We start from the raw sequence: 19,519 nt of genomic DNA on the forward strand, positions 1-19,519 counted from the left end.
GTCCGGCGCTTCTGCTTTCAACGAGTTGCTTTTATAATACCATCCTGGATTTGAGCTCCAGGTATTTATTCACGACGTTGACGGTCAGGTGTTCCGGCGCGGTGAGGAGGCTCATGATGCCGGCCTGCGCCAGTTCGCGGACGATTTGCTTTTTCTCGTGCGCGAATTTCTGGGCGATCACCTGCATATAGATATCTTCCGTTTCTTCCATTCTCTTCTCGTTCAGTTCGCGCAGTTCCGTGTTTTCGAAGAAGACGACCAGCAGCATATGGTATTTGGCGAGCTGCTTCAGGTAGGGCAATTGCCGCTGCATACCCGAAAGCGATTCGAAGTTGGTGAAAAGGATGAGGAAAGAACGCTGCGAAAGCGAAGCCCGCAGATGCACGCCCAGGCGCTCGTAATCGGTTTCCGTCCAGTCGGTGGTTTGGGCGTAGAGCTGGTCGAGGATTTTGTTCAACTGGACTTTCTTGTTGCTGGCGGGCAGTATTTCCGTTTGTTTGCCGGTAAAGGTGATGAGCCCGGACTTATCGCCCTTCTGCATGGCCACGTTGCTGAAAACGAGCGTGGCGTTGATGGCGTAGTCGAGCAGGGTGAGGCCGCCGAAGGGCATTTTCATGGCGCGGCCTTTATCGATCACGCAATACACCAGCTGGGAGCGTTCTTCGGTGTAATTGTTGACCATGAGGTTGCCCCTGCGCGCGGTGGCTTTCCAGTTGAGGGTGCGCACATCGTCGCCGCGGATGTATTCTTTGATGTGATCGAATTCCATGCTGTGGCCGATGATGCGGCGGCGGTGCACGCCGAGCTCGTTCAGTTTATGCTTGATGGAAAACAGTTCGTAGTTACGCAGTTGCAGGAACGAAGGGAACACTTTCACCGTTTGCGCAACGGGCATCGTAAACCGGCGGCATACCAGGCCGAAGGGGCTCCAGGCGTATACATGCAGGTTCCCGAAAGCATATTCTCCCCTTTCTACCGGCCGCAACGTAAATCGGACGCTTTCTTCGCCGCCGGCTTTCAGTTTCAGGGGCAGGGTGAAATCGCGCCGCTGGAATTGCAGGGGCAATTCGTCCATCACGTCGCAACGCACGGGGAAGCCGTATTTGCTGCGCACGCGGTACTGCACGGGGTTTTCGTCGCCGTTGCTGAATCTTTCCGCTACCACCCTACTGGCTTCTATGGCCCTTCCGGGAAGGTACATCATGAGCAGGTCGAGGAGGATCAATGCCCCCCAGACGATGAACCCGATGATACCGGCGGTGAATGCCGCGGGGAAGAAGAACCCGGTGATGAAGACCAGCACGAGTACGCCCAGCGCCATATACAGGCGGTTACGAAAAAAAAGCGACTGGTAAAAACGGATCAGCATATTATCTGGGTACTTCTACGGCTTTGAGAATTTCGGCGATCACTTCGTCGGGCGTGATGCCTTCCATTTCGCGTTCGGGCGTGAGGATGATGCGGTGGCGCAGCACATGCGGCAGGATGTACACCACATCGTCGGGCGTCACGAAATCGCGGTGGTTCATCACGGCCACGGCTTTGGCGCAGTTCATCACCGCTACCGATGCGCGCGGCGAGGCGCCGAGGTAAATCCCGGGATTGTTACGGGTTTCGTTCACCAGCGTGGCCACGTATTGCAGGAGTTTTTCTTCCATGAGGATGGTGCGCACTTTCTGCTGCAGCCGGATGATAGTGGATGCGCTCACCACGGGCCGCACCTGCTCCACCGCCGTGTGATCGCCGCCGCGGGCGTTGGCGGCCTGGAGGATGGCGATCTCGTCCTGCAGCGAAGGGTATTTCACTTCCACTTTGAACAGGAAACGGTCGAGCTGGGCTTCGGGGAGGCGGTAAGTGCCTTCCTGCTCGATGGGGTTTTGCGTGGCGATCACCATGAAAGGCGCGTCGAGGAGGTGGGTAACGCCGTCGTTGGTGATCTGGCGTTCTTCCATCACTTCAAACAACGCCGCCTGCGTTTTGGCCGGGGCGCGGTTGATCTCATCGATCAGGATGACATTCCCGAAAACCGGGCCTTTCTTGTATTCGAATTCTTTGCTTTGCGGGTTGAAGATGGAAGTACCCAGCACGTCGGCCGGCATGAGGTCCGGCGTGAACTGGATGCGGGAGAACTTTGCGTCGATGGTGCCGGCGAGGAGCTTGGCCGCGAGGGTTTTGGCGACGCCCGGCACGCCTTCCACCAGCATATGCCCGTTGGCCAGCAGCCCCGTCATCAGCAGGTCCACCATCTGGTGCTGCCCTACGATTACTTTCGCGATCTCGTTGCGGATGGCCCCTACGGCTTCGTGGAGGTCCGCCAGGTCGGTACGCGGCTCAAAGGTGTTGATATCCATTATTTCGTTTTTTGATAGAATTGATAGATGCTGTTGTAAAAGGTATGCAAATATTCGTCATCCACATCCCCGCCGAGCCTTACTTCCGTCACCATTTGCATCATTCCTTCAATAAATTCCCGCGGGTGGCCGGATTTGCGGGCCAGTCCGCTGATGAATTCGGCATTGATCTGCGCAGTATTCAGGAAATAATGCTGACGGATGTATTCGAGGAGATGCTGGGCCATTTTCTGGGCCAGGTTGGTATTGTTGTGATGCAGGTAGTACAGCCGCCCGAGGGTTTCCGCGAAATCGATGGAATTGTTGCGGAGCACGGGCATCGCGGGGATGATGCGCTGGCGGCGTTTGCTTTCGCTGAAAATATACAGCGCCACCAGGAGCAGGGCCAGCCAGAGCGCCCACCGCAGCGGGGGATGCTTCAGCATCACCTGCATGTCCGAGAAATTATCGGAGGTCCGCCGCACTTTCTGGTATTTGTAGAACTCATCCCAGTACACATGATCGGCATGCATCCGCAGGTACGCCATCTGCCAGGTGAGCGACTGCACGTTATCGTTTTCCAGCAACCAGGAATTGGTCCAGGTCATCGGGTTGAGCAGCACGAACAGCTGCCCCTCGCCATGCTGCACGCGGAAGAAGTTGGGTTGATGCCTTGCATTGTTCCCCAGGATGGTGATCACCGCGGAATCGCTTTCCTCCAGCACCAGGTAGCGGTTCATAGGAATCCCTTTCCCCGAAAAAACCGTATCCGGCGAAAAAGCCGGGTTCACAAAGCGTTGCACGGCGGAGGCAGGGAACATTTCCCAGCCGGATTCCGTTGTCGTAAAACCGAAAGTGTTTTCGAGGAGGGAATCGGTGCTTTCCACCACCAAAAACAACTGGTTGCCGGCGGCCACGTAGGCCGACATATCCGCTGCATCCTGTTCCGTCAGGAAAAGCCGCGAGGCCACGGCGATATACACCGAGTTACCGCCTTCCAGGCTTTTCGTTTTGCGGTAGGTATAAGTGAACGGGCGGGTGGTGAGGCGCGGAGCGCGGCCGTTGAAATATTTGTCCAGCAGCGAAAAGGCGGCCTTGCTGCCATATGGGGTGGTGTTCTTATTGCCGTAATGCACCGCAGTGCGGACGTAACGCGGATCCACGCCCTGCTGCAAAACAGGCACCACCCGGTGGCTGATCCCCATCAGCAACAGGATGAACAGTATCACAACCGCCACGGCCAACCCTATGATGATAATGCGTTTATTCACTGCGTTATTTGGATAAGGAATGTTTAAAATCGTCGAAAGCCTCGTTCACCCGCCAGAATTGCGCCTCGCTCAAAGGCATCTTGCCATACCACACATATTCATATTGCAACGTGATCACGGAAAACGCCGCGTGATAGGCGGTGCGGCCCAGTTCGCGGAGGTAATCCATATTCGTCTTGTCCTTCGACCGGGCGATCAGCCCCTTGCTTTCCAGCAGCTGCAGCGAATGCAGGTACCGCAAGCGCACCGCCTCCCTTAGCTGCCCCGCATCCCGCGCGGCGAGCGCCATAGCCTCCAGGTCGGATGCCATCACCGATTCTTCGGCAGCGATCTGCTGCCTGGCCCTGCGCGAACGCCACCTGAAAACAGGGATGTCGTTCCTATTCATAAACAACACGATCGATACGATAATCAGCAATGCAAAAGCGATGAACATGACGTTGCGGATGCCGGACAGGTTATGGGACGCCCATTCCCCGATCGCCCGCAACCAGCGCGGGCTTTTGGTATTGGAAGGTTTGTAGGGCGGGTACTTGTATTCCCCCGCGCTGCGGAGCGCCGCCATGGCGGATGAATCCGGGTGCCGGGGCGTCAGGCGCATCTGCGCGCTTTCGTCGAAACCGTCTATCGGCTGGCGGTCGTACAGCGAATGTTCGATATAGCCATTGCGCATCCGGTCTTCCTGCGACATATCTTCCAACTCTTCTTCCGTCATCTCCAGCGCCGAGGTGTCTACGTCCGATTCGGAAACGTCGCCGGTTTCAATGGGAATATTATCCGCATCCGACGAATCGAGCATCCGGAAGCCGGAGGTATCCACCGGCCGGGAGGGCTGCTGCGCGATAGCGTTGGCGCCGGAAATCAGCAGGAGGAACAGCAGCGCGGTCTTCAACATCATCATGCGGCGGCGGGTTTAATCAGTTTGCTGTCCATATCGAGGCGGTACCCCATTTTTTCCACGCGGATGGGATACCAGATGAAATACCAGATCATGAATGCCGCGGAAAGGGCGAGGATCGTTATGCTGAGCACCATCGGCATTTCCGTGTGGCGCGTCACGAAGCTTTCGAGGAAGGCGGCCACGATGAAAATGGGTATCAGGGATGCGATGATCTTCACGCCTTCGAGGGCGCCCCGTTTCAGGGATTCCTTCCTGGAAAAAGTACCGGGAAACAGCAGGCTGTTGCCCAATATCACGCCGGCAGTGCCCGCGATCACGATAGACGAGATCTCCAGGGTGCCGTGGATCCAGATCACCAGTACCGACTTCAATCCCAAACCTTTCGCGAAAAACATATACTGGAACGATCCTACCATAATGCCGTTTTTAAACAGCACCCAGAGCGTGCCCGCCGAAAAAGCGATCCCGCTCACAAAGCAGTACATCGACACGCGGATGTTGTTATAACCGATCCGCAGCCACATCATCCAGGGATTTTCGTCTTTGTAAACGCCGAAGGGATCGCCTTTGGCGATATTCTCCTCGGTCATGTTCACATAATCATCGCCCAGCACGCCGCGCACGAAGGAATCGTCGTTGGCGGATGAAAAAGCCCCGAGAATGCAGAACAACAGGAAATAACAGAAAGTAAACAGGAAAACGCGGTGATGTTTGCGGATGAGCAAGGGCAGCTGGTACCGGAAGAAATTGCGGAACCGGTGCTTGTCGCCCTGGTGATCCCGGTAGATACGCTGAAAGATGCCCGCGGCCATGCCGTTGATATACCCGGTCACTTTGCTGTGGGCATAAAAGGTTTTGGCGTAGGCGAGGTCGTCGACGAGGGAAGTGAACCGTTCGGCCATCACATCCGGGTCTTCGGTGGGCTCTTCCCGAATGGTGGTCCACCGTCGCAGGTTACGTTTAATGAATGAAGATTCTCTCATGCGGTACCGGAGATAAAAAATAACGAAGTGAAAATATAATAAATTTTAAATTTGATCATGCCTAATATTAAAATCCCTACCGTATTCAATATCGACCTGGAATTCGAAGCGGCCGATCTGGGCAGGCGGCTCGTGGCCTATCTGCTTGACCTGCTGATCCGGGGGGCATATATCCTGTTGGCGCTGTACCTCATCAAAAAGGCGGATGTGCCGTATGAGAGCGAGGATATGATTGAAATGCTGGTGGTGGGATTGCCAGTTTCGCTGTATTACCTGGTTTCGGAACTGGTGATGAAAGGGCAGAGCCTGGGTAAGCGGGTCATGGATATTAAGGTGGTGAGCCTGATGGGGAATGTGCCGAGCATCAGCCAGGTATTGCTGCGCTGGATGTTCCGGCTGATCGAATCGCCGTTGCTGACGATGCTGCTGATCGGTGCGATCCTTTCCGAAACCACGCCTTTAACGGCTTTAATTGTATTGGTCATCGGGATGATCCCGGTGATCATGGTACTGCGCTCGCCCCTGAACCAGCGGCTGGGCGATATGGCCGCGGGCACCATCCTGGTGCGTACGCGGCAGCGGCATAGCCTGGAGGATACGATCTTCCGGGAGATCGCGGTGGAGAATTACGAACCGCAGTTCCCGCAGATCCTGCGCCTTTCCGATCGCGACCTCAGCAAGATCAAATCCGTGATCGACGGCACCCACCGAAGCAAAGACCACGTCATGGCGGAACGCATCTCCTTTAAAATCAAAGAAGTACTGCATATAGAGTCGGACATGCCTGCGCTGGAGTTCCTGGAAACGCTCCTGAACGATTACAATTATCTCGTTACCCGTAAATAGATTTTTGAAGATAAAAAGAAGTCCGGCGCGTTGCGGGCCCGGACTTCTTTTTGAGTTGAATTTTCTTATTGATGGAATTGCCCATCGATGTACACGCCGCCGGTATTGCCGTCGGCATCGATCAGGGTGAAGTTGGCGCGGTACCCGGAACGGATCGCGCCGATATCGGTATACCCCATTAATTTCGCAGGATACACGGTGGCCATGCGCACGGCTTCTTCGAACGTCATGCCTACATGCTGCACGCAATTGCGGACGCCCTCGACGAGGGAAATCGCCGAGCCCGACAAAGTGCCGTCCGGCAGCGCGAACCGGTCTTCCTGCCGGATATGCGGGTAAGCGCCCTCACTTTTCTCCACCGCGTCGGTAATAAGGAATAATCTTTCCCCCATCACTTTCTTGCTGACCGCCAGCGCTTCGTAACTCACATGGATACCGTCGGGGATGATGCTGGCAAAGGCTTGTGATTGATAAACGGCTCCCGGCAGGCCCACATCGCGGTGATGGAACGGGCTCATGGCGTTGAAGAGGTGCGTGGCCGTTTGGATGCCGGCGTTAAAGCCCGCCATGCCTTCCGCGAAAGTGGCGTTGCTGTGCCCGGCGGAAATCACCACCCCGTTATCGAGCAGCAATTGAATCACGTCGGGCGAAGCCATTTCCGGCGCCAGCGTCACCATCTTCACCGTTCCCTTTGCGCGTTTGAGGAGCGCTTCCACTTCTTTGACCTCCGGCTTCCGGATGCAATCCAGGATATGGGCGCCACGTTTGACGGGATTGATGTACGGCCCTTCGAGGTGAAGCCCCAGCACGGCGGGATGCGGGTTGTCGCTTACGATATCCATCGCCTCTTCGAACACTTCCAGCCGGTTGGTGGCCAGGGTGATGAGAAAGCCCGTGGTGCCCGATTTCAGGAGCCCCGCCGCCATTTGGTATAAAGCAGCGGAGGAGGGAGCGTCTGAAAACAAGACGCCGCCTCCTCCGTAGATCTGCAGATCCAGCAAGCCCGGCACGATCGTCATCCCGGGATGATGGATGATGTAATAATCAGATGGTATGCTGTTTTCGCTCACAAGCCCCAGGATCCGCCCGTTGTCCAACAGGATGGACTCGCCCGTAATCATGTCTTTGCCGGTAAATATCCGGGCTTGCGTAAGCGCCAGCATCATATGTGGTTTCGTTTAGTTTTGCCAGAGAGGATTCTGACTGAGCACGAACCCTCTGTCGGAGAATATTTTGATCTGATCCGCGGGGATCGGAGTCAAATATACGCGCTCGTTGTCAAAAATCCTGTCCGCCGCCGGCGAATTGGACGGAATAATGTAACCTTCATCCGGGCCGGTCAGGTGAATGTTCACCAGCCAGGAACCACCCGAGCCGTCGGTCCGTACCCAGTCCGAACGCCTGATCCATGCGCCGCGGTTGATATCGGGATGGTTGCGGGTATCGGCATAAGCCAGTTTTTTCCAGCGGCGCAGATCATCCAGGCGGAAGCCTTCAAAGCACAGCTCCACGCGGCGCTCCCGGCGGATCTCCCAGATCATGGCCGGCACCTGCGGGTCGCGCGCGGGATCGTCGTACGCCACACCGTTTACCGCTGGGTTACCGCCCAGCACCTGCAGCGGCGGCAGCGGATTGGCATTGCCCACCGGCCGTGCCCGCAGTTTATTGATCGATTTATCCAGATCGGCCTGGGAAAGCGTTCCCAGCTCCACGCAGGCTTCGGCGTAATTCACCATCACTTCCCCCAGCCGGATCACCGGCGCGTCCGTGTCGTTCAAACTGCCGCCGCCATTCGGCTGCGACGCGATGGATTCGTTCAGGAATTTATGATGGGCGTAGCCGGAAGATGATGGCGCATAATTGTTGAACCGGCCCTTCGAACCGGTGGGGCGCAAAGCAGGCGCCAGGGTATGCGCGAGCCGGGGGTCACGGTCGGTGAGCACCGCCGCGATCGTCGTATCGCCCTGGTAAAGCGGCGACAGCCCAATGGGCAGCCCGTCGTTCGACAGGTACGATTCCACCAGGTCTTTCGACGGCCCTACCTGCGGATCAGTGTTCACGTAACTCATGGTGGAATGCGTCAGCAACCCGGTCACGTAACTGCGGTACATAATGATTTCATTATTGGACGCCAGATCCAGCGAGTTGAACGATTCGCGGTAGTTATGTGAAAAACTGAAACCGCCGTTGGTGATGACTTCGTTCGCCGCCCACTTGGCTGCTTCCAGGTACTTCTTCGATTTATCGGCATTGCCGCCATGGTATTTCTGCCAGGTGCCCTCGAACAGCATGATCCTTGACATGTACGCGAGCGCCACCCATTTGGTCACGTTCAGCCCCTTGGCCCCGTCGGCCACGCGGATGTTGGCGGCGGCGAACTCCAGGTCCTCCTGCAAATGGTCCATCACTGCCGTGCGGGCGTCGCGCGGCTTGAAGAGCTCCGACTCCTCGACGATATCGAGCGGACGGTCGTACCATTGCACGTCGCCATAATCATTCACCAGGGAATAGTAAGCCAGCGCGCGGAACAGGCGGGCCACGCCTTTCCAGTGGTTTTTGGCTTCGGGCTGCAGCATCTCCATTTTATCTACCCGCGCCAGCATCAGGTTGGCGTCGCGAACGCGCACGAACGACCAGTTCGACGAAGTAGTGGGAATCTGTTTGGCGAACTGGCCCGGCGTTTCCGGGGAAAAATCGTCGTTCAGCCCCTGCCCGAGATACGTATACGGGCCGTAGGAAAAACCGGAACCGTAGCCGGTGAAGAACACGGGATAAAACCGGTAGGCGAACGCGCGTACGTTTTCTTCGGAGCTCCAGTAAGTTTCGTCGGTCAGTTGGTCGAGCGGCATCCGGGTGAGGAAATCTTTCCCACACCCGCCAACCATGATCGCCGCCAATACGAGTGTTAATATCTTGATTTTCATATCCTGTCAGGTTTGATCGATTAGAAAGTGATTTGCAGGCCTACGGAATACTCTGCGCGGTAGGGGTACACGCGGGCAAAGGAGTTCCGGTCCGATTGTTCGGGCAGATAGTCAATTTCGGGATCGATGGGAATGTTCAGCCGGTCGAACGTGAGCAGGTTTTCGCCTGCGATGTAAACCCTGGCGTTCTTGAATTTCGCCCGGCTCACGAGGTGCTGCGGCAGGGTGTACCCAAGCGTCAGGTTCTTGAGCCGCAGGTACGACATGTTCAGCAGGTATTTCGTTTGCCGGTAGAAGTTCTTGATGCTTTCCGCCTGGTCGTGATAAGTGGGGCGGGGATAGAAGGCGTCCGTATTGGTCGGCGTCCAGTAATCGGTCTGATGGGTATACCACGCTTCCGTTTCCCTGAAACCGGGGATGGCTACGGGCCCAGACGCCCAGAGGTCGCGTTTGGCGACGCCTTGCCAGAAAACGCTCAGGTCGATCCCTTTCCAGTCTGCCCCCAGCCGCAGGCTGTACTGATAGCGCGGGGTTGAGTTGCCGATGATGCGGAGATCGCCGCGGTCGTCGAGGGTTTCGTTGCCGAAGGTAACTTTACCGTCGCCGTTGAGGTCTTTGTATTTGATGTCGCCGGGGCCATACCTGAACCAACCGCTGCCGCGGGTGAGGGCCGTCTGGTCGGGGATGCCCGCCTTCGGCACATACACGCCGCCGCTCTGTGTAAAGTCTCCTTCCTGGAAGATGCGGTCGGTTTCGTAACCCCAGATTTCGCCGAGGTTGCGTCCTTCGTAGTTGCCGTAAATATTCCGGGTAGCGCTCACGAACCTGGTCAGCTCTTCACTGAAATCCGTAACGGCGCCCACCACGTTGATGTTAAGCCCGTTGTCGAACCGGTGGTTATAATCTAACGCCAGCTCCCATCCTTTCGTCGTCAGCTCCCCGTAATTCAGCACCGGCGCGCCGGTACCCAATGTCGACGGAACGCCCACGGTAGTGGTGATCATGTCCGACGTCACGCGGCTATACCAGTCGAACGTAACGCCGAACCGGCTGTCGAGGAAGCGGGCTTCCGCGCCGAAGTCCAGCGTAGTTACCGTTTCCCAGGTCAGGGATTTGGAAACGAGGCCGGGAGACGAGAAGGTCAGCATATTGTTGCCGCCGATGATCCAGTTGCTGTTGGCGGAATTCATCACTGACAGGAAGCGGTAACCGCCGAGGTTCTGGTTACCCACCTGCCCCCAGGAACCCCTGATCTTGAAGAAGTTCAATGTGGGCTGGAGCGATTTCATGAAAGACTCTTCCGTCAGCACATATCCCGCCGAAACAGACGGGAAAAATGCCCATTTATCATTCTCCGGGAACCAGGAAGAACCGTTGTAACGGCCGTTGACTTCCAGCAGGTATTTATTCTTGTAATCATAGTTGACCCTTGCAAAGTAACCGTTGGTGGCCCAATGCGCCGCGTCGCTGCCCACAAATTGATCGCCCAGCGCCAGGCCGATCTCACCAAAATTCGGGTCGATGAGCTTGCGCCTTTCCGAAGAATGAAACCCGCTGGTATATTGGTCAATGTCGGTACCAGCCAGGAATTTCAGGTGATGCACATCGTTGAAGTCCAGCGAATACGTCGCGAAAACGCGGCCTGAGTGCATGGTGTTATAGCTGGAGCGGTCGCGCACCATATCGAAGTTCGCACCCTGGAAGTCTTCGGCATAATTCAGGTTGCCGTTGGCCCAGAAGTTGATCCCGCGCAGCTTGCCGCCCACCTGGTGCAGGCGCGTGTTGGTGGTGGAATAGGTGTAATCCACATCCACGGTCAGGTTCCTGACAGGCCGCAGCGTGGCGCCGATCTGCATCCGGTTGAAGTTCGAGCGGTTGCGGTCCATCTGGCTCTGCTCCATTTCCATGATGATGCTCCGCATGGGCTGGCCGTTCAGCGTGCCGTAGGGATAGGTCGGCGGCCAGCGGTAGAGATAGTACCAGGGGCCGTATGTGGCGGCGGAATAGGAGAAGGGAGTGGTCAGGTTGGATTGGGAAAACATCATTTTGCCGCGCACGTCCATCCAGTCGGTGACGGTGGAATTGAGGTTCAGCGTGGCGTTATACCGGTCGAAGCGGTCGTTCTTTACTTTCAGCAGACCGGTCTGGTTGAGATATCCCAGGCTCAGGTGGTACACCGTCTTTTCACCGCCGCCGGAGAAGGCGACATCGTGCTTTTGCTGGAAGGAGGCTGCTTTCATCCAGCGGTCGGCGGCATTCCAGGTGCGGTAGGGATAGAAGGCCCCGCCCCGCACTTCGAAGTCGCGGCCGGGCACCAGTTCGTCGCCCAGGTCTTTACCTGCATACTGCTGCTCCCATTCACGGATCTTGCGGATGCTCATGGTGTCGTAGGTCATTCCCAGCACGCCGAAAGAAACCAGGTCGGGATTCTGGGTGGTACGCCTGCGGGTTTCCATCGCGGTTTGCACCCAGTCGGTACCGTTCATGACCTCCGGCAGCGAGAGGGGTTTGGACCAGGAGAAGTTATTGCTGTAATCGATCTTGGAAGGGGCGCCTTTCTTGCCGCTTTTGGTGGTGATGAGGATCACGCCCCAGGCCGCGCGGGAGCCGTAGATGGCGGTAGACGCGGCGTCTTTCAGCACGGAAATATTGGCGATGTCCTGCGGGTTCACCATTTGCAGGCTGGGTACTTCCACGTTATCAACGAGGATGAGGGGTTGGGTGCCCACGCCGTTGTTGTTGAGGGAGCCGGTCATACCGCGGAGGCGGATGTTCGGGTTACGGCCGAGGTCGCCGCTGGAGGTGGTGATGGTGAGGCCGGGAACGGCGCCCTGGAGGCCGCGGCCGACGTCGGTGATGGGCCTGGCTTCGAGGGTGCGCTTCACGTCAACGGTGCTCACGGCGCCGGTGAGGTTCCCTTTGCGCTGGGTGCCGTAGCCTACGATCACGACGTCTTCCAGCTTACGGTTGTCCGCCGCCATCACGATGGAAAGGGGCGCGTTGCCGGAAACGATGTGTTCCTGTTGTACGGAGCCCACGGAGGAGAAAACGATCATTTCCCCTTTGGCCGCCTGGAGCACGAACTGGCCGTTACCGTCGGAGTAAACGCCGCGGGTGGTGCCTTTCACGCGGATGGACACGCCGGGCAATGCGAGCCCTGCTTCATCCACGACTTTCCCGCGGACGGGCTGCAGCGAATCCGCCAGGGCGGGAGCGGGCGGCTGGGGAGCCGGCGCGCTTTCGGGCTGGGGAACGATCATAATGGTATTTTCGGAATACCGGTATTCCAACCCGGTTTGGGTGAGAAGCGAGTTCAGTGTGGCGCTTACGCTGCGGGTGCCCATCGGCATAAATACCCGCTGGTGCCGCAGCACTTTCTCCGTAGCAAACGCTACCCTGAACCCCGAAAGCCTTTCCACCGCCACCAACGCCTTCTCCAGCGTGATGTTGGTAGCCTCCATGGTGATCTTCTTCTCATCCAGCGCCTGGCCTTTGAGCGGAGAGGCCACCAGCAACTGGAGGCCCATAACCATGAAGAGTAACAGAGACAGACTAAATCTCATAACAAACCGCATTTGCGTGGAATAAACTGCTTTGTACAGTAACGGTAACAGCCGACCATTAGCAAAAACCGCTGATTTTTGCATAACTTGCATTAGTTTAAAATGATGAAGAATCAGCCCTCACAGGCTGTTTACGTTTTAGACCTTCCCCTCCCGACCTGCCACAGTACGGAGGGGTTTTTCGTTAATGGCGCAGGCACGGTTGCCTCGTCATGATCCGATTCATGTTGCGTGATTTTGGTTACCGATCGATGATAAGCTATTCAATCCTGAATTATTTTGAAACGGCGCCCGCTTCGTCCGGGCAGCCTTCTCCGCTGATGATGATCGTCTCGCCTTGCCGGGTATAGGTGGCATTGCGCACCGTGCATAACACGAACAGCACCTGGTCCAGGGTTTCCGTCCCTTCAAAAGTGGCGCGTATCCTGCATTGGCGCAGCGCATCGCTGGCGAATGTTATTTTTACCTGGTATTGTTCGGAGATCTGTGCCGCAATGTCTTCGAATGGTACGGAATGGAAGTCCATTCCCTTCTTCAGCCAGGCGATGTTCTCTTCCGCTTTCACCGGGCGGGTTTCCACGACCGCGGCGTCGTTTTCATATACGATCTGCTGGTCCTCTCCCAGGATACCCAGCAACTTATTTCCTGCCTGCTCTTCGATCTTCACTTTCCCGCTGCTGACCGTCACCGTCACATGTTCCTGCCCGGGATAGGCTTTGATGGAAAAGGCGGTCCCCAGTACGGTGGTGACCAGTTTCCCCGAACGGATCCGGAACGGTTTGCCGGGCTGCTCCCGCACATCAAAATACCCTTCGCCCGTAAGCGTCACCACCCGCTCGCCACCGCTGAATGCGGCAGGATAGAGCAGCGTGCTGCCTTCCCGCAAAACAACCGTACTGCTGTCGGGCAACAGGATGAAACGCTTGCTGCCGGGCGCTGCGGGCACTTCCGTTAACACCGGGCCTGATGCAACGGGCACGGCAGACGGACGGCTCATCCACAACAACGCACCGATGCCCGCCACGGGAACGATCACCGCCGCGGCCTTCCACCAGTTGCGCCAGCCCTTGTCTCCGCGAAACAGCCGTTCCTTCCGGCGCTGCATCTCACGGAAATCCTGCATCAACTCGCGCGTCAGCGCTTCATCCCCTTCCCAGCCGGATTCCGCCGCTTCGGGATGACGGAAACTTTCATACCATGCTTCCAATGCTTCCAGCTCCTCCGGCGTACAAGTGCCGGATGCGTATTTCTCCAATAAATGCCTGATGTCTGTCACACCCATAATCGTGATTTGATGCGTCGGTTACCGTATAGGACAATAAAAAAAACCCCTGCCGTTATCCGCTTTAAAAAAATAATTTTCCGGGGTTTCACTTTGTATTTAGCGCTTATTTTTACTTACATTTATCTTACGAACAACGACCAGAATCTATTCCACACCCTGTGCAACATACCGACTCCATACTCCTCGACCGTTGGAAGAGCGGCGACCAGTCAGCGTTTGAAACGCTGTACGAAAGGTATGCGGTGATGTTGCTGAAGAAAGCATATGAAAAGACGGGCGACCGCGAAACGGCGCGCGAATTCGTGCAGGAAGTGTTCCTGGAATTGCTTGAAAGAAAGGACCGCCTCGAGATTCACACTTCTTTCAAAGCATATATTTTTACCGCCCTGCGGAACCGGGTATTGAATTATCTCCACCGCCAATCCATCCACCACAAATACGAAATTTTCCAGGAAACGCGCCCTGCCGCGCAAGGCAACGACGTGGAATCCTATCTTTCCCACAAAGAACTGACCCACCAACTCTCCGACGCCATCCAGCAGCTCCCGGAAAAATGCCGGCAGGTGTTCCTCCTCAGCCGTGGCGAAGAGCTCAGCAACAAGGAGATCGCCGAACGGTCTGGCATCTCCGTCAACACCGTGGAACAACACATGCGCAAAGCCCTGCGCATGCTGCGCAGCGGTCTCCAGCGCACTATCTTGCTGGCCGGCGCGTGGATGCTTCCGTGGTAAGCCCTTCATTTTCCTTTAACGCCAGTAAATAAATCAGCGCCGCGGTGCCGTCCATCGTAGGTTCGTTGGTGCTGTAATCACCGTAGTCGTCGTGGTAAACGACCAACGGGCTCTGGAAAGCCGCGTACTCATCCGCTTCCGCCAGTTTGATGCCGATGAGGCTGCCGTAAATCGTGCCGTACACGGGACCGTCCACCAGGCCGCCGTCTATCGGATAATTCCCGATGTGCGTGAACGCGGAATGCGGATCCACGGCCGTATCCCCGTGCGCGGGCAACCCGTACACCATGCTCGTTCCCCAGGGATTGCAGCCGAACAGCCAGTCCACATTCGCTTGCGCCAGTTCCGCGAAATGGTCGCGGCCCGTGAGCATGCCGTACCAGTAACACTGGATCGCGAACGCCGCGGTGAGGTTGTTGCTGCACCAGATGAACGGCACCCCGCGGAAGAAAGCATTCTGTTCCGCTTTCACCCTCACCCTTTCAATGCCCGCCGTCAGGAACCCTGTGAGGTTGTTGCGGTCCTTGCCCTTCGCGCGTTTCGCCAGCTCATAATGCCCCAGGTTGATGAACGGGTACCATTGATAGTGGTTCGCCGTGTCTTTCCCGAGCCAGGGCGTGACGGGCTCCATCGCCGCGTATTCCCAGCCCTGGCGATAGAACCGCTGCTCGCGGGTAAGCCCGAAAAGCTCCGCTGCAGCCAGTTCCATATCATCCGACCAGTTATCTTCCGCATAAATGTAAGGCGACATTACCGACGCCGTTTGCTGGACGCCGGGCTTCGCCACGCCCAGTTTGTACGCACTGTGCGCTTTCGCCAGCAGTGCTTTCGCATATGCCGCGTCGGAATCGCGGAGAAGCGTATGCCCCAGCGCGAAGGCGCTCGCAAACTTGCCGGCGGTAGACGCCACACCGGTACTGCGGTTCATTTTTTTGTATTTCACGCCCTGCACTTGTGGCTCGCCGGAACAGAAATACACCGGCCGCTCATGCCCGCGCCCGTAAAAGGAATCCAGCCTCGGCAACCGCATGCCGCGATGGTCGCGGTCGTCGGCGATCTGGTTGAACAGCCAGTCGTCCTGCGGGTGCATGCGCAACAGCCAGTCGAGCCCCCAGCGGGCTTCGTCGAGCACGTCGGGCGCGCCGTTGGCGCCAGGGAGGCCGGTGGACGCATGCGCATCACCGAAGACTTTGGGAAAATCACGGTAAGCGGCGAGCAGGTGGTAAACGGTATTGGCGGAAGTGGTGGAATATTGCAGATAGTCGCTCGCGTCGTGCCAGCCGCCGATGGCGTTGATGCGGGTGCTGTCGGGCATGGGGCCGTATAGCGTGTATCCGTCGGCGGTATGACAGGAATCTTTGAGAAAGGGGTTGAATCCGCAGCGTTGCTGGCGGAGGTATCGCAGGCAGAAGTCGGCCGCGCCTTTGTATACATCGGGGGCGATGCGGAAATAAGGGGACCTGGCGGAGGGGGTTTGGATGTAATAGGTGCCGGGTGTGCGGAACGCGGAGAAGTTGAGGCGGTACGTCTGGCCGAAGGGGCCGTAAGCGCCGTACGCCCTGGCCGGGTAGCCGGTAAATACGGATTGCCCGGTGGCGGAATCAACCAGGCTGAATTCCCTTACCACTACATTATCCGGCCCGCCCCAGACGGCCACTTTCACGCCCGTTGGCAAATACCCGATCTGGTTGATCCGAACTACCGGGGGCGCGGAACGCAATAAAAAAGCGGATGGCGCCGGTGTGTCTCCGCTGCGCGATCCGCTTGCTATAAAAAGTTGTGGAATAATTAAAAGAGAAAGGATGATCTGCTTCATGATTCCGGCGTTTGTCTCAATATAGACAATCCCGCCGGTAAAAGCCGTTATACAGCCGCGTGGCCCATCCGGCTGGAAGCCAGGTATCCGCGGTCGGGACTGTAAATAAACAGGCACGTACCGTTACGGATGCTGCCGATGATCTTTTTGTGCATGTTCACCGGTACTGCGGGGCATCCCAGGCTTCTGCCGATATAGCCCTGCGCTTTCCCCAGCTTGTCGTTCACATAATCGGCCGCATGCATCACGATCCCGCGTTCCATCGCTTTATCGTTAATGCCCAGTTCCGTGCCCTGCAAACGCATGGAGTAACCATGTGCACCCTGGTAGGTTTCACCGGTTACATAGAAACCCAGGCTGCTCTTAAAGCTCTCCGGACGGTTGGAAAATGAGGTGGCCATGTCTTTACCGGAATTCCGGCCGTGCGACACGAGCGTATTATACAACACTTTCCCCTGCTCCAGGTCGATTACGAACAGGCGCTTGCTTGTTGATGGCAAACTGAAGTCGATAATGGAAATGATGTTTTCTCTTTTGATTTTACCTTCCGATACCAGCTTATCATACCCCGACATGGCGCGCTCAAAAGCCGCTTTCGAAAGTCCCGCATCGGCAAGCCCGAGGGAATCGTAGCGCATCGCCGCAGTCACCGTTTCCGATGTTACGACCGTATTGGCCACCAATCCCGTGTGATTTTTCCCGATGGAAGAAACGTTCAGACTCAGTAGGGAAGTAAGGACTAAAAATGGAAGTACGTAAACTTTTTTGCTTAAACTTTTTTTCATCCGCCTCATGTTAATGTTCACTAATGGTTTGTCAAAAAAATGGTTTTTAATTCGATTAGTGACAAAGATACGAAATATTCATCATCCGTATTGTTGTTAATATCATTGAATTGTCGGAAAGTGGTCAAAAAATAGTCATTGATTATCAATTCTTTGTGAATGTCAAAAATTCAGCACTGGAAGCGTTGTCGTCGGTGAGTTTGATTTGGGTATTGGAAACGGAAATGATCTTCCAGTCGTCGGTCAGTTCACCTAGCGGTTCGTTGGCGTCGGTTTTCGGGCCAAGGTCGATGTTGAAGCGGGTATTGTTGTTCATGGACCAGGTCCCCGTTTTCCCGGCGCCGTTTTTACTGGCGGAGAGTTGCCCGTTGGCGGCAAACTGGAAGGTCCAGCCGGAGAAATCCCCGGTCTCATCCGATCCCCGCTCCGAAAACGTGCTTACGCGCCAGTTGCCGGAAGTAACCCCTCCCGGGGCGTTGTCGTTATTGTCGTTCGAAGAGCAGGCCAGCAGGAACGACGATGCTGCGATGAAAACGTAGGATTGTATGCGCATATGCTCAAGTGTTTCGGTTGGGTACGTCAATTTACCACCCCGGGTTGCCATTTCCGCCAATTCGGATGCAAAAAATATGTAAGCAGTTACGAAAAATAAGTAGTTTACCGGGTACGCGGGATTTTTATATCCCTTTACTTTGTCTTTGAAAGAAACAATGTGAAATCCCATGCTTACTTTACAAACCCCAGTCCCCGACATCCGGGACATCGCGCAAATGCTTGAAGTACTGTTAAAGAAACAAGCCTACAAGGAGCGCTTCGCCATCAAACGCGGGCAAACCATCATTTCTGTTCCCGTGCAGGACATTGCCTATTTTTTCTCCCGCGACAAGATCAGTTATATTAAAACGCACGACGGCAAGGAATATTACCTGTCCATGTCGCTCGGCGAGATCGAGAAATGCATCTCCCCGGACGCATTCTTCCGCGCCACGCGCCAGCTGATCGTGAGTTATGCGGCTATTACGCGGATCAACGTCTGGTGGAACGGCAAGCTGAAGCTGGACCTCCGGCCCGAGCACCCCGCCACCGAGATCATCATCAGCCGCGAAAAAGTGGCGCAGTTTAAAGCCTGGTTAGGCGAATAAGTGCCTCCGCGAAAAAGTCGCGCAATTCAAAGCTGGCTCGGCGAATAAGCGCGGATATTTCCTGTAACTATTGGTCAGTCAATACTTTCAGCGCCTTCTCCAAGACCACATCCCGCCCCTCCAGCACATCGTGCACGGTGGGCAGGACGGTTACATCAGCCGGCACGCCGCCGGTTGCCGTTCCGCCGGGATGCATGTGATACCCAAGCAATGGAACGGCCAGCGTAAGTTTAGAATTCGGCAGCGTAACGATGGCAAACCCGCCGCTGGAATTCCCGAACCGGCCGCCACCGCTTTCTTCACCTACGGTTTTGATGCCCAGGTTCCGGGCCGCCGCGGCGAATTCCCCGCTTACGGAAAAACTGCGCCCGTTCTGCAGGATGCACACCTTCCCCCGGAAACCATGCTCCGCAACAGGTTGCTTCAAGCCCAGGCCTTCGCTGTAGGTGAAGAGATATTCGTCCCCTACTTTCTTGATGAATTGCTTCAACTGTTCCATTTCCGGCGGGAATGTGGCATACTCCTCAAAGGAATACGGACCGACGCCGGCCACCGTCAGTTTTTGATAGTAGTGGAACGGGCGGTGCGCGAGATATGACAGGAGCTGCACGCCCAGTCGGTCGGCGCCGCCTTCGTTATCGCGGATGTCGATGATAAGTTGTTTGGCGCCCTTAGACTTGATCTCCGCGAACGCAGCCGGCAAAAAACCCGGCATTTCATGGAAACCGCTGATCCGGAGCACCGCCGTTTCCGCATCCTGCCAGCGCAGCTCGAAAGCGGGCGTATCGGGCGCCTGGGGCTTAGGCAGTTGATCGAACGTAGTGGCGGCAAGGGTTGTGGTCACCCGTTTGCCCATCACTTCCTTGTACTGCACTTCGAATTCGGTCCTCGGACCGAAAAACGTTGCGTAATAGCCGGGAAAGAATTGATCCAGCTCCCGGT

The 19,519-nt window shown here is 56.3% G+C and carries 16 protein-coding genes; 3 read left to right on the forward strand and 13 right to left on the reverse strand.

The window, feature by feature from the left end:
* Positions 1-31: 31 nt before the first annotated feature.
* Genes Q0510_RS12275 through Q0510_RS12295 form a run of 5 tightly spaced genes read right to left on the reverse strand, consistent with a single transcriptional unit; the run spans position 32 to position 5,485 of the window.
* Positions 32-1,369, reverse strand: a complete 1,338-nt coding sequence (locus Q0510_RS12275) for a DUF58 domain-containing protein (RefSeq protein ID WP_298711889.1) — start codon at positions 1,367-1,369, stop codon at positions 32-34.
* A 1-nt stretch (position 1,370) separates the two neighbouring features.
* A complete protein-coding gene (locus Q0510_RS12280) occupies positions 1,371-2,351 on the reverse strand; it encodes a MoxR family ATPase (protein ID WP_298711892.1) in 981 nt (326 codons plus the stop codon).
* Positions 2,351-3,601 (reverse strand): DUF4350 domain-containing protein, encoded by a 1,251-nt coding sequence (locus Q0510_RS12285; protein WP_298711895.1) that lies wholly within the window; start codon positions 3,599-3,601, stop codon positions 2,351-2,353. The genes Q0510_RS12280 and Q0510_RS12285 overlap by 1 nt, the downstream gene beginning before the upstream one ends.
* A 4-nt stretch (positions 3,602-3,605) precedes the next feature.
* Positions 3,606-4,502, reverse strand: a complete 897-nt coding sequence (locus tag Q0510_RS12290; RefSeq protein WP_298711897.1) for a DUF4129 domain-containing protein — start codon at positions 4,500-4,502, stop codon at positions 3,606-3,608.
* Positions 4,499-5,485, reverse strand: coding sequence for a stage II sporulation protein M (locus Q0510_RS12295; protein ID WP_298711899.1), 987 nt, complete (start codon positions 5,483-5,485; stop codon positions 4,499-4,501). The genes Q0510_RS12290 and Q0510_RS12295 overlap by 4 nt, the downstream gene beginning before the upstream one ends.
* A gap of 57 nt (positions 5,486-5,542) precedes the next feature.
* Between Q0510_RS12295 and Q0510_RS12300 the strand changes: the two genes are divergently transcribed.
* On the forward strand, positions 5,543-6,331 hold the full coding sequence (locus Q0510_RS12300; protein WP_298711902.1) for an RDD family protein: 789 nt from the start codon (positions 5,543-5,545) through the stop codon (positions 6,329-6,331).
* Positions 6,332-6,396: 65 nt separating this feature from the next.
* Here the strand turns inward: Q0510_RS12300 and nagA are convergent, their stop codons facing one another.
* From nagA to Q0510_RS12320, 4 genes are all read right to left on the reverse strand, one after another.
* A complete protein-coding gene (gene nagA, locus Q0510_RS12305; RefSeq protein WP_298711905.1) occupies positions 6,397-7,497 on the reverse strand; it encodes an N-acetylglucosamine-6-phosphate deacetylase in 1,101 nt (366 codons plus the stop codon).
* Between the two features lie 12 nt (positions 7,498-7,509).
* Complete coding sequence (locus tag Q0510_RS12310; protein WP_298711906.1) at positions 7,510-9,255, reverse strand: RagB/SusD family nutrient uptake outer membrane protein; 1,746 nt, start codon at positions 9,253-9,255, stop codon at positions 7,510-7,512.
* 20 nt (positions 9,256-9,275) lie between these two features.
* Entirely contained in the window at positions 9,276-12,818 is a 3,543-nt protein-coding gene (locus Q0510_RS12315; protein WP_298711909.1) for a TonB-dependent receptor, read from the reverse strand.
* A 274-nt stretch (positions 12,819-13,092) separates the two neighbouring features.
* Positions 13,093-14,100 carry a FecR domain-containing protein gene (locus tag Q0510_RS12320; protein ID WP_298711911.1) on the reverse strand — a complete coding sequence of 336 codons (1,008 nt, stop codon included), beginning with the start codon at positions 14,098-14,100 and terminating at the stop codon, positions 13,093-13,095.
* 161 nt (positions 14,101-14,261) lie between these two features.
* Here Q0510_RS12320 and Q0510_RS12325 point away from each other — a divergent pair, with 161 nt between their 5' ends.
* Positions 14,262-14,834 (forward strand): RNA polymerase sigma-70 factor, encoded by a 573-nt coding sequence (locus Q0510_RS12325; RefSeq protein ID WP_298711913.1) that lies wholly within the window; start codon positions 14,262-14,264, stop codon positions 14,832-14,834.
* Here the strand turns inward: Q0510_RS12325 and Q0510_RS12330 are convergent.
* From Q0510_RS12330 to Q0510_RS12340, 3 genes are all read right to left on the reverse strand, one after another.
* Positions 14,797-16,650, reverse strand: a complete 1,854-nt coding sequence (locus Q0510_RS12330) for a glycoside hydrolase family 9 protein (RefSeq protein ID WP_298711915.1) — start codon at positions 16,648-16,650, stop codon at positions 14,797-14,799. The genes Q0510_RS12325 and Q0510_RS12330 overlap by 38 nt on opposite strands.
* A gap of 47 nt (positions 16,651-16,697) precedes the next feature.
* Positions 16,698-17,435 carry a murein L,D-transpeptidase catalytic domain family protein gene (locus Q0510_RS12335; protein WP_298711918.1) on the reverse strand — a complete coding sequence of 246 codons (738 nt, stop codon included), beginning with the start codon at positions 17,433-17,435 and terminating at the stop codon, positions 16,698-16,700.
* A 145-nt stretch (positions 17,436-17,580) separates the two neighbouring features.
* Positions 17,581-17,988 (reverse strand): hypothetical protein, encoded by a 408-nt coding sequence (locus Q0510_RS12340; RefSeq protein ID WP_298711921.1) that lies wholly within the window; start codon positions 17,986-17,988, stop codon positions 17,581-17,583.
* A 169-nt stretch (positions 17,989-18,157) separates the two neighbouring features.
* On the opposite strand from Q0510_RS12340, the gene Q0510_RS12345 reads away from it, so the two are divergent.
* On the forward strand, positions 18,158-18,577 hold the full coding sequence (locus tag Q0510_RS12345; protein WP_298711924.1) for a LytTR family DNA-binding domain-containing protein: 420 nt from the start codon (positions 18,158-18,160) through the stop codon (positions 18,575-18,577).
* 67 nt (positions 18,578-18,644) lie between these two features.
* Here the strand turns inward: Q0510_RS12345 and Q0510_RS12350 are convergent.
* Positions 18,645-19,519, reverse strand: an 875-nt coding sequence (locus tag Q0510_RS12350; protein WP_298711927.1) for a S41 family peptidase, incomplete at its 5' end; no start/stop codon positions are given.

It is taken from the genome of uncultured Chitinophaga sp. (genome assembly GCF_937874145.1).
In the GTDB taxonomy this organism is placed as follows: Bacteria; Bacteroidota; Bacteroidia; order Chitinophagales; family Chitinophagaceae; genus Chitinophaga.

What these genes read in the sequence shown, in the direction of transcription:
- Q0510_RS12275 (WP_298711889.1), bottom strand. Translation starts at nt 1,369, where the DNA reads ATGCTGATCCGTTTTTACCAGTCGCTTTTTTTTCGTAACCGCCTGTAT.
- Q0510_RS12280 (WP_298711892.1), bottom strand. Translation starts at nt 2,351, where the DNA reads ATGGATATCAACACCTTTGAGCCGCGTACCGACCTGGCGGACCTCCAC.
- Q0510_RS12290 (WP_298711897.1), bottom strand. Translation starts at nt 4,502, where the DNA reads ATGATGATGTTGAAGACCGCGCTGCTGTTCCTCCTGCTGATTTCCGGC.
- Q0510_RS12295 (WP_298711899.1), bottom strand. Translation starts at nt 5,485, where the DNA reads ATGAGAGAATCTTCATTCATTAAACGTAACCTGCGACGGTGGACCACC.
- Q0510_RS12300 (WP_298711902.1), top strand. Translation starts at nt 5,543, where the DNA reads ATGCCTAATATTAAAATCCCTACCGTATTCAATATCGACCTGGAATTC.
- nagA (WP_298711905.1), bottom strand. Translation starts at nt 7,497, where the DNA reads ATGATGCTGGCGCTTACGCAAGCCCGGATATTTACCGGCAAAGACATG.
- Q0510_RS12310 (WP_298711906.1), bottom strand. Translation starts at nt 9,255, where the DNA reads ATGAAAATCAAGATATTAACACTCGTATTGGCGGCGATCATGGTTGGC.
- Q0510_RS12315 (WP_298711909.1), bottom strand. Translation starts at nt 12,818, where the DNA reads ATGAGATTTAGTCTGTCTCTGTTACTCTTCATGGTTATGGGCCTCCAG.
- Q0510_RS12320 (WP_298711911.1), bottom strand. Translation starts at nt 14,100, where the DNA reads ATGGGTGTGACAGACATCAGGCATTTATTGGAGAAATACGCATCCGGC.
- Q0510_RS12330 (WP_298711915.1), bottom strand. Translation starts at nt 16,650, where the DNA reads ATGAAGCAGATCATCCTTTCTCTTTTAATTATTCCACAACTTTTTATA.
- Q0510_RS12335 (WP_298711918.1), bottom strand. Translation starts at nt 17,435, where the DNA reads ATGAAAAAAAGTTTAAGCAAAAAAGTTTACGTACTTCCATTTTTAGTC.
- Q0510_RS12340 (WP_298711921.1), bottom strand. Translation starts at nt 17,988, where the DNA reads ATGCGCATACAATCCTACGTTTTCATCGCAGCATCGTCGTTCCTGCTG.
- Q0510_RS12345 (WP_298711924.1), top strand. Translation starts at nt 18,158, where the DNA reads ATGCTTACTTTACAAACCCCAGTCCCCGACATCCGGGACATCGCGCAA.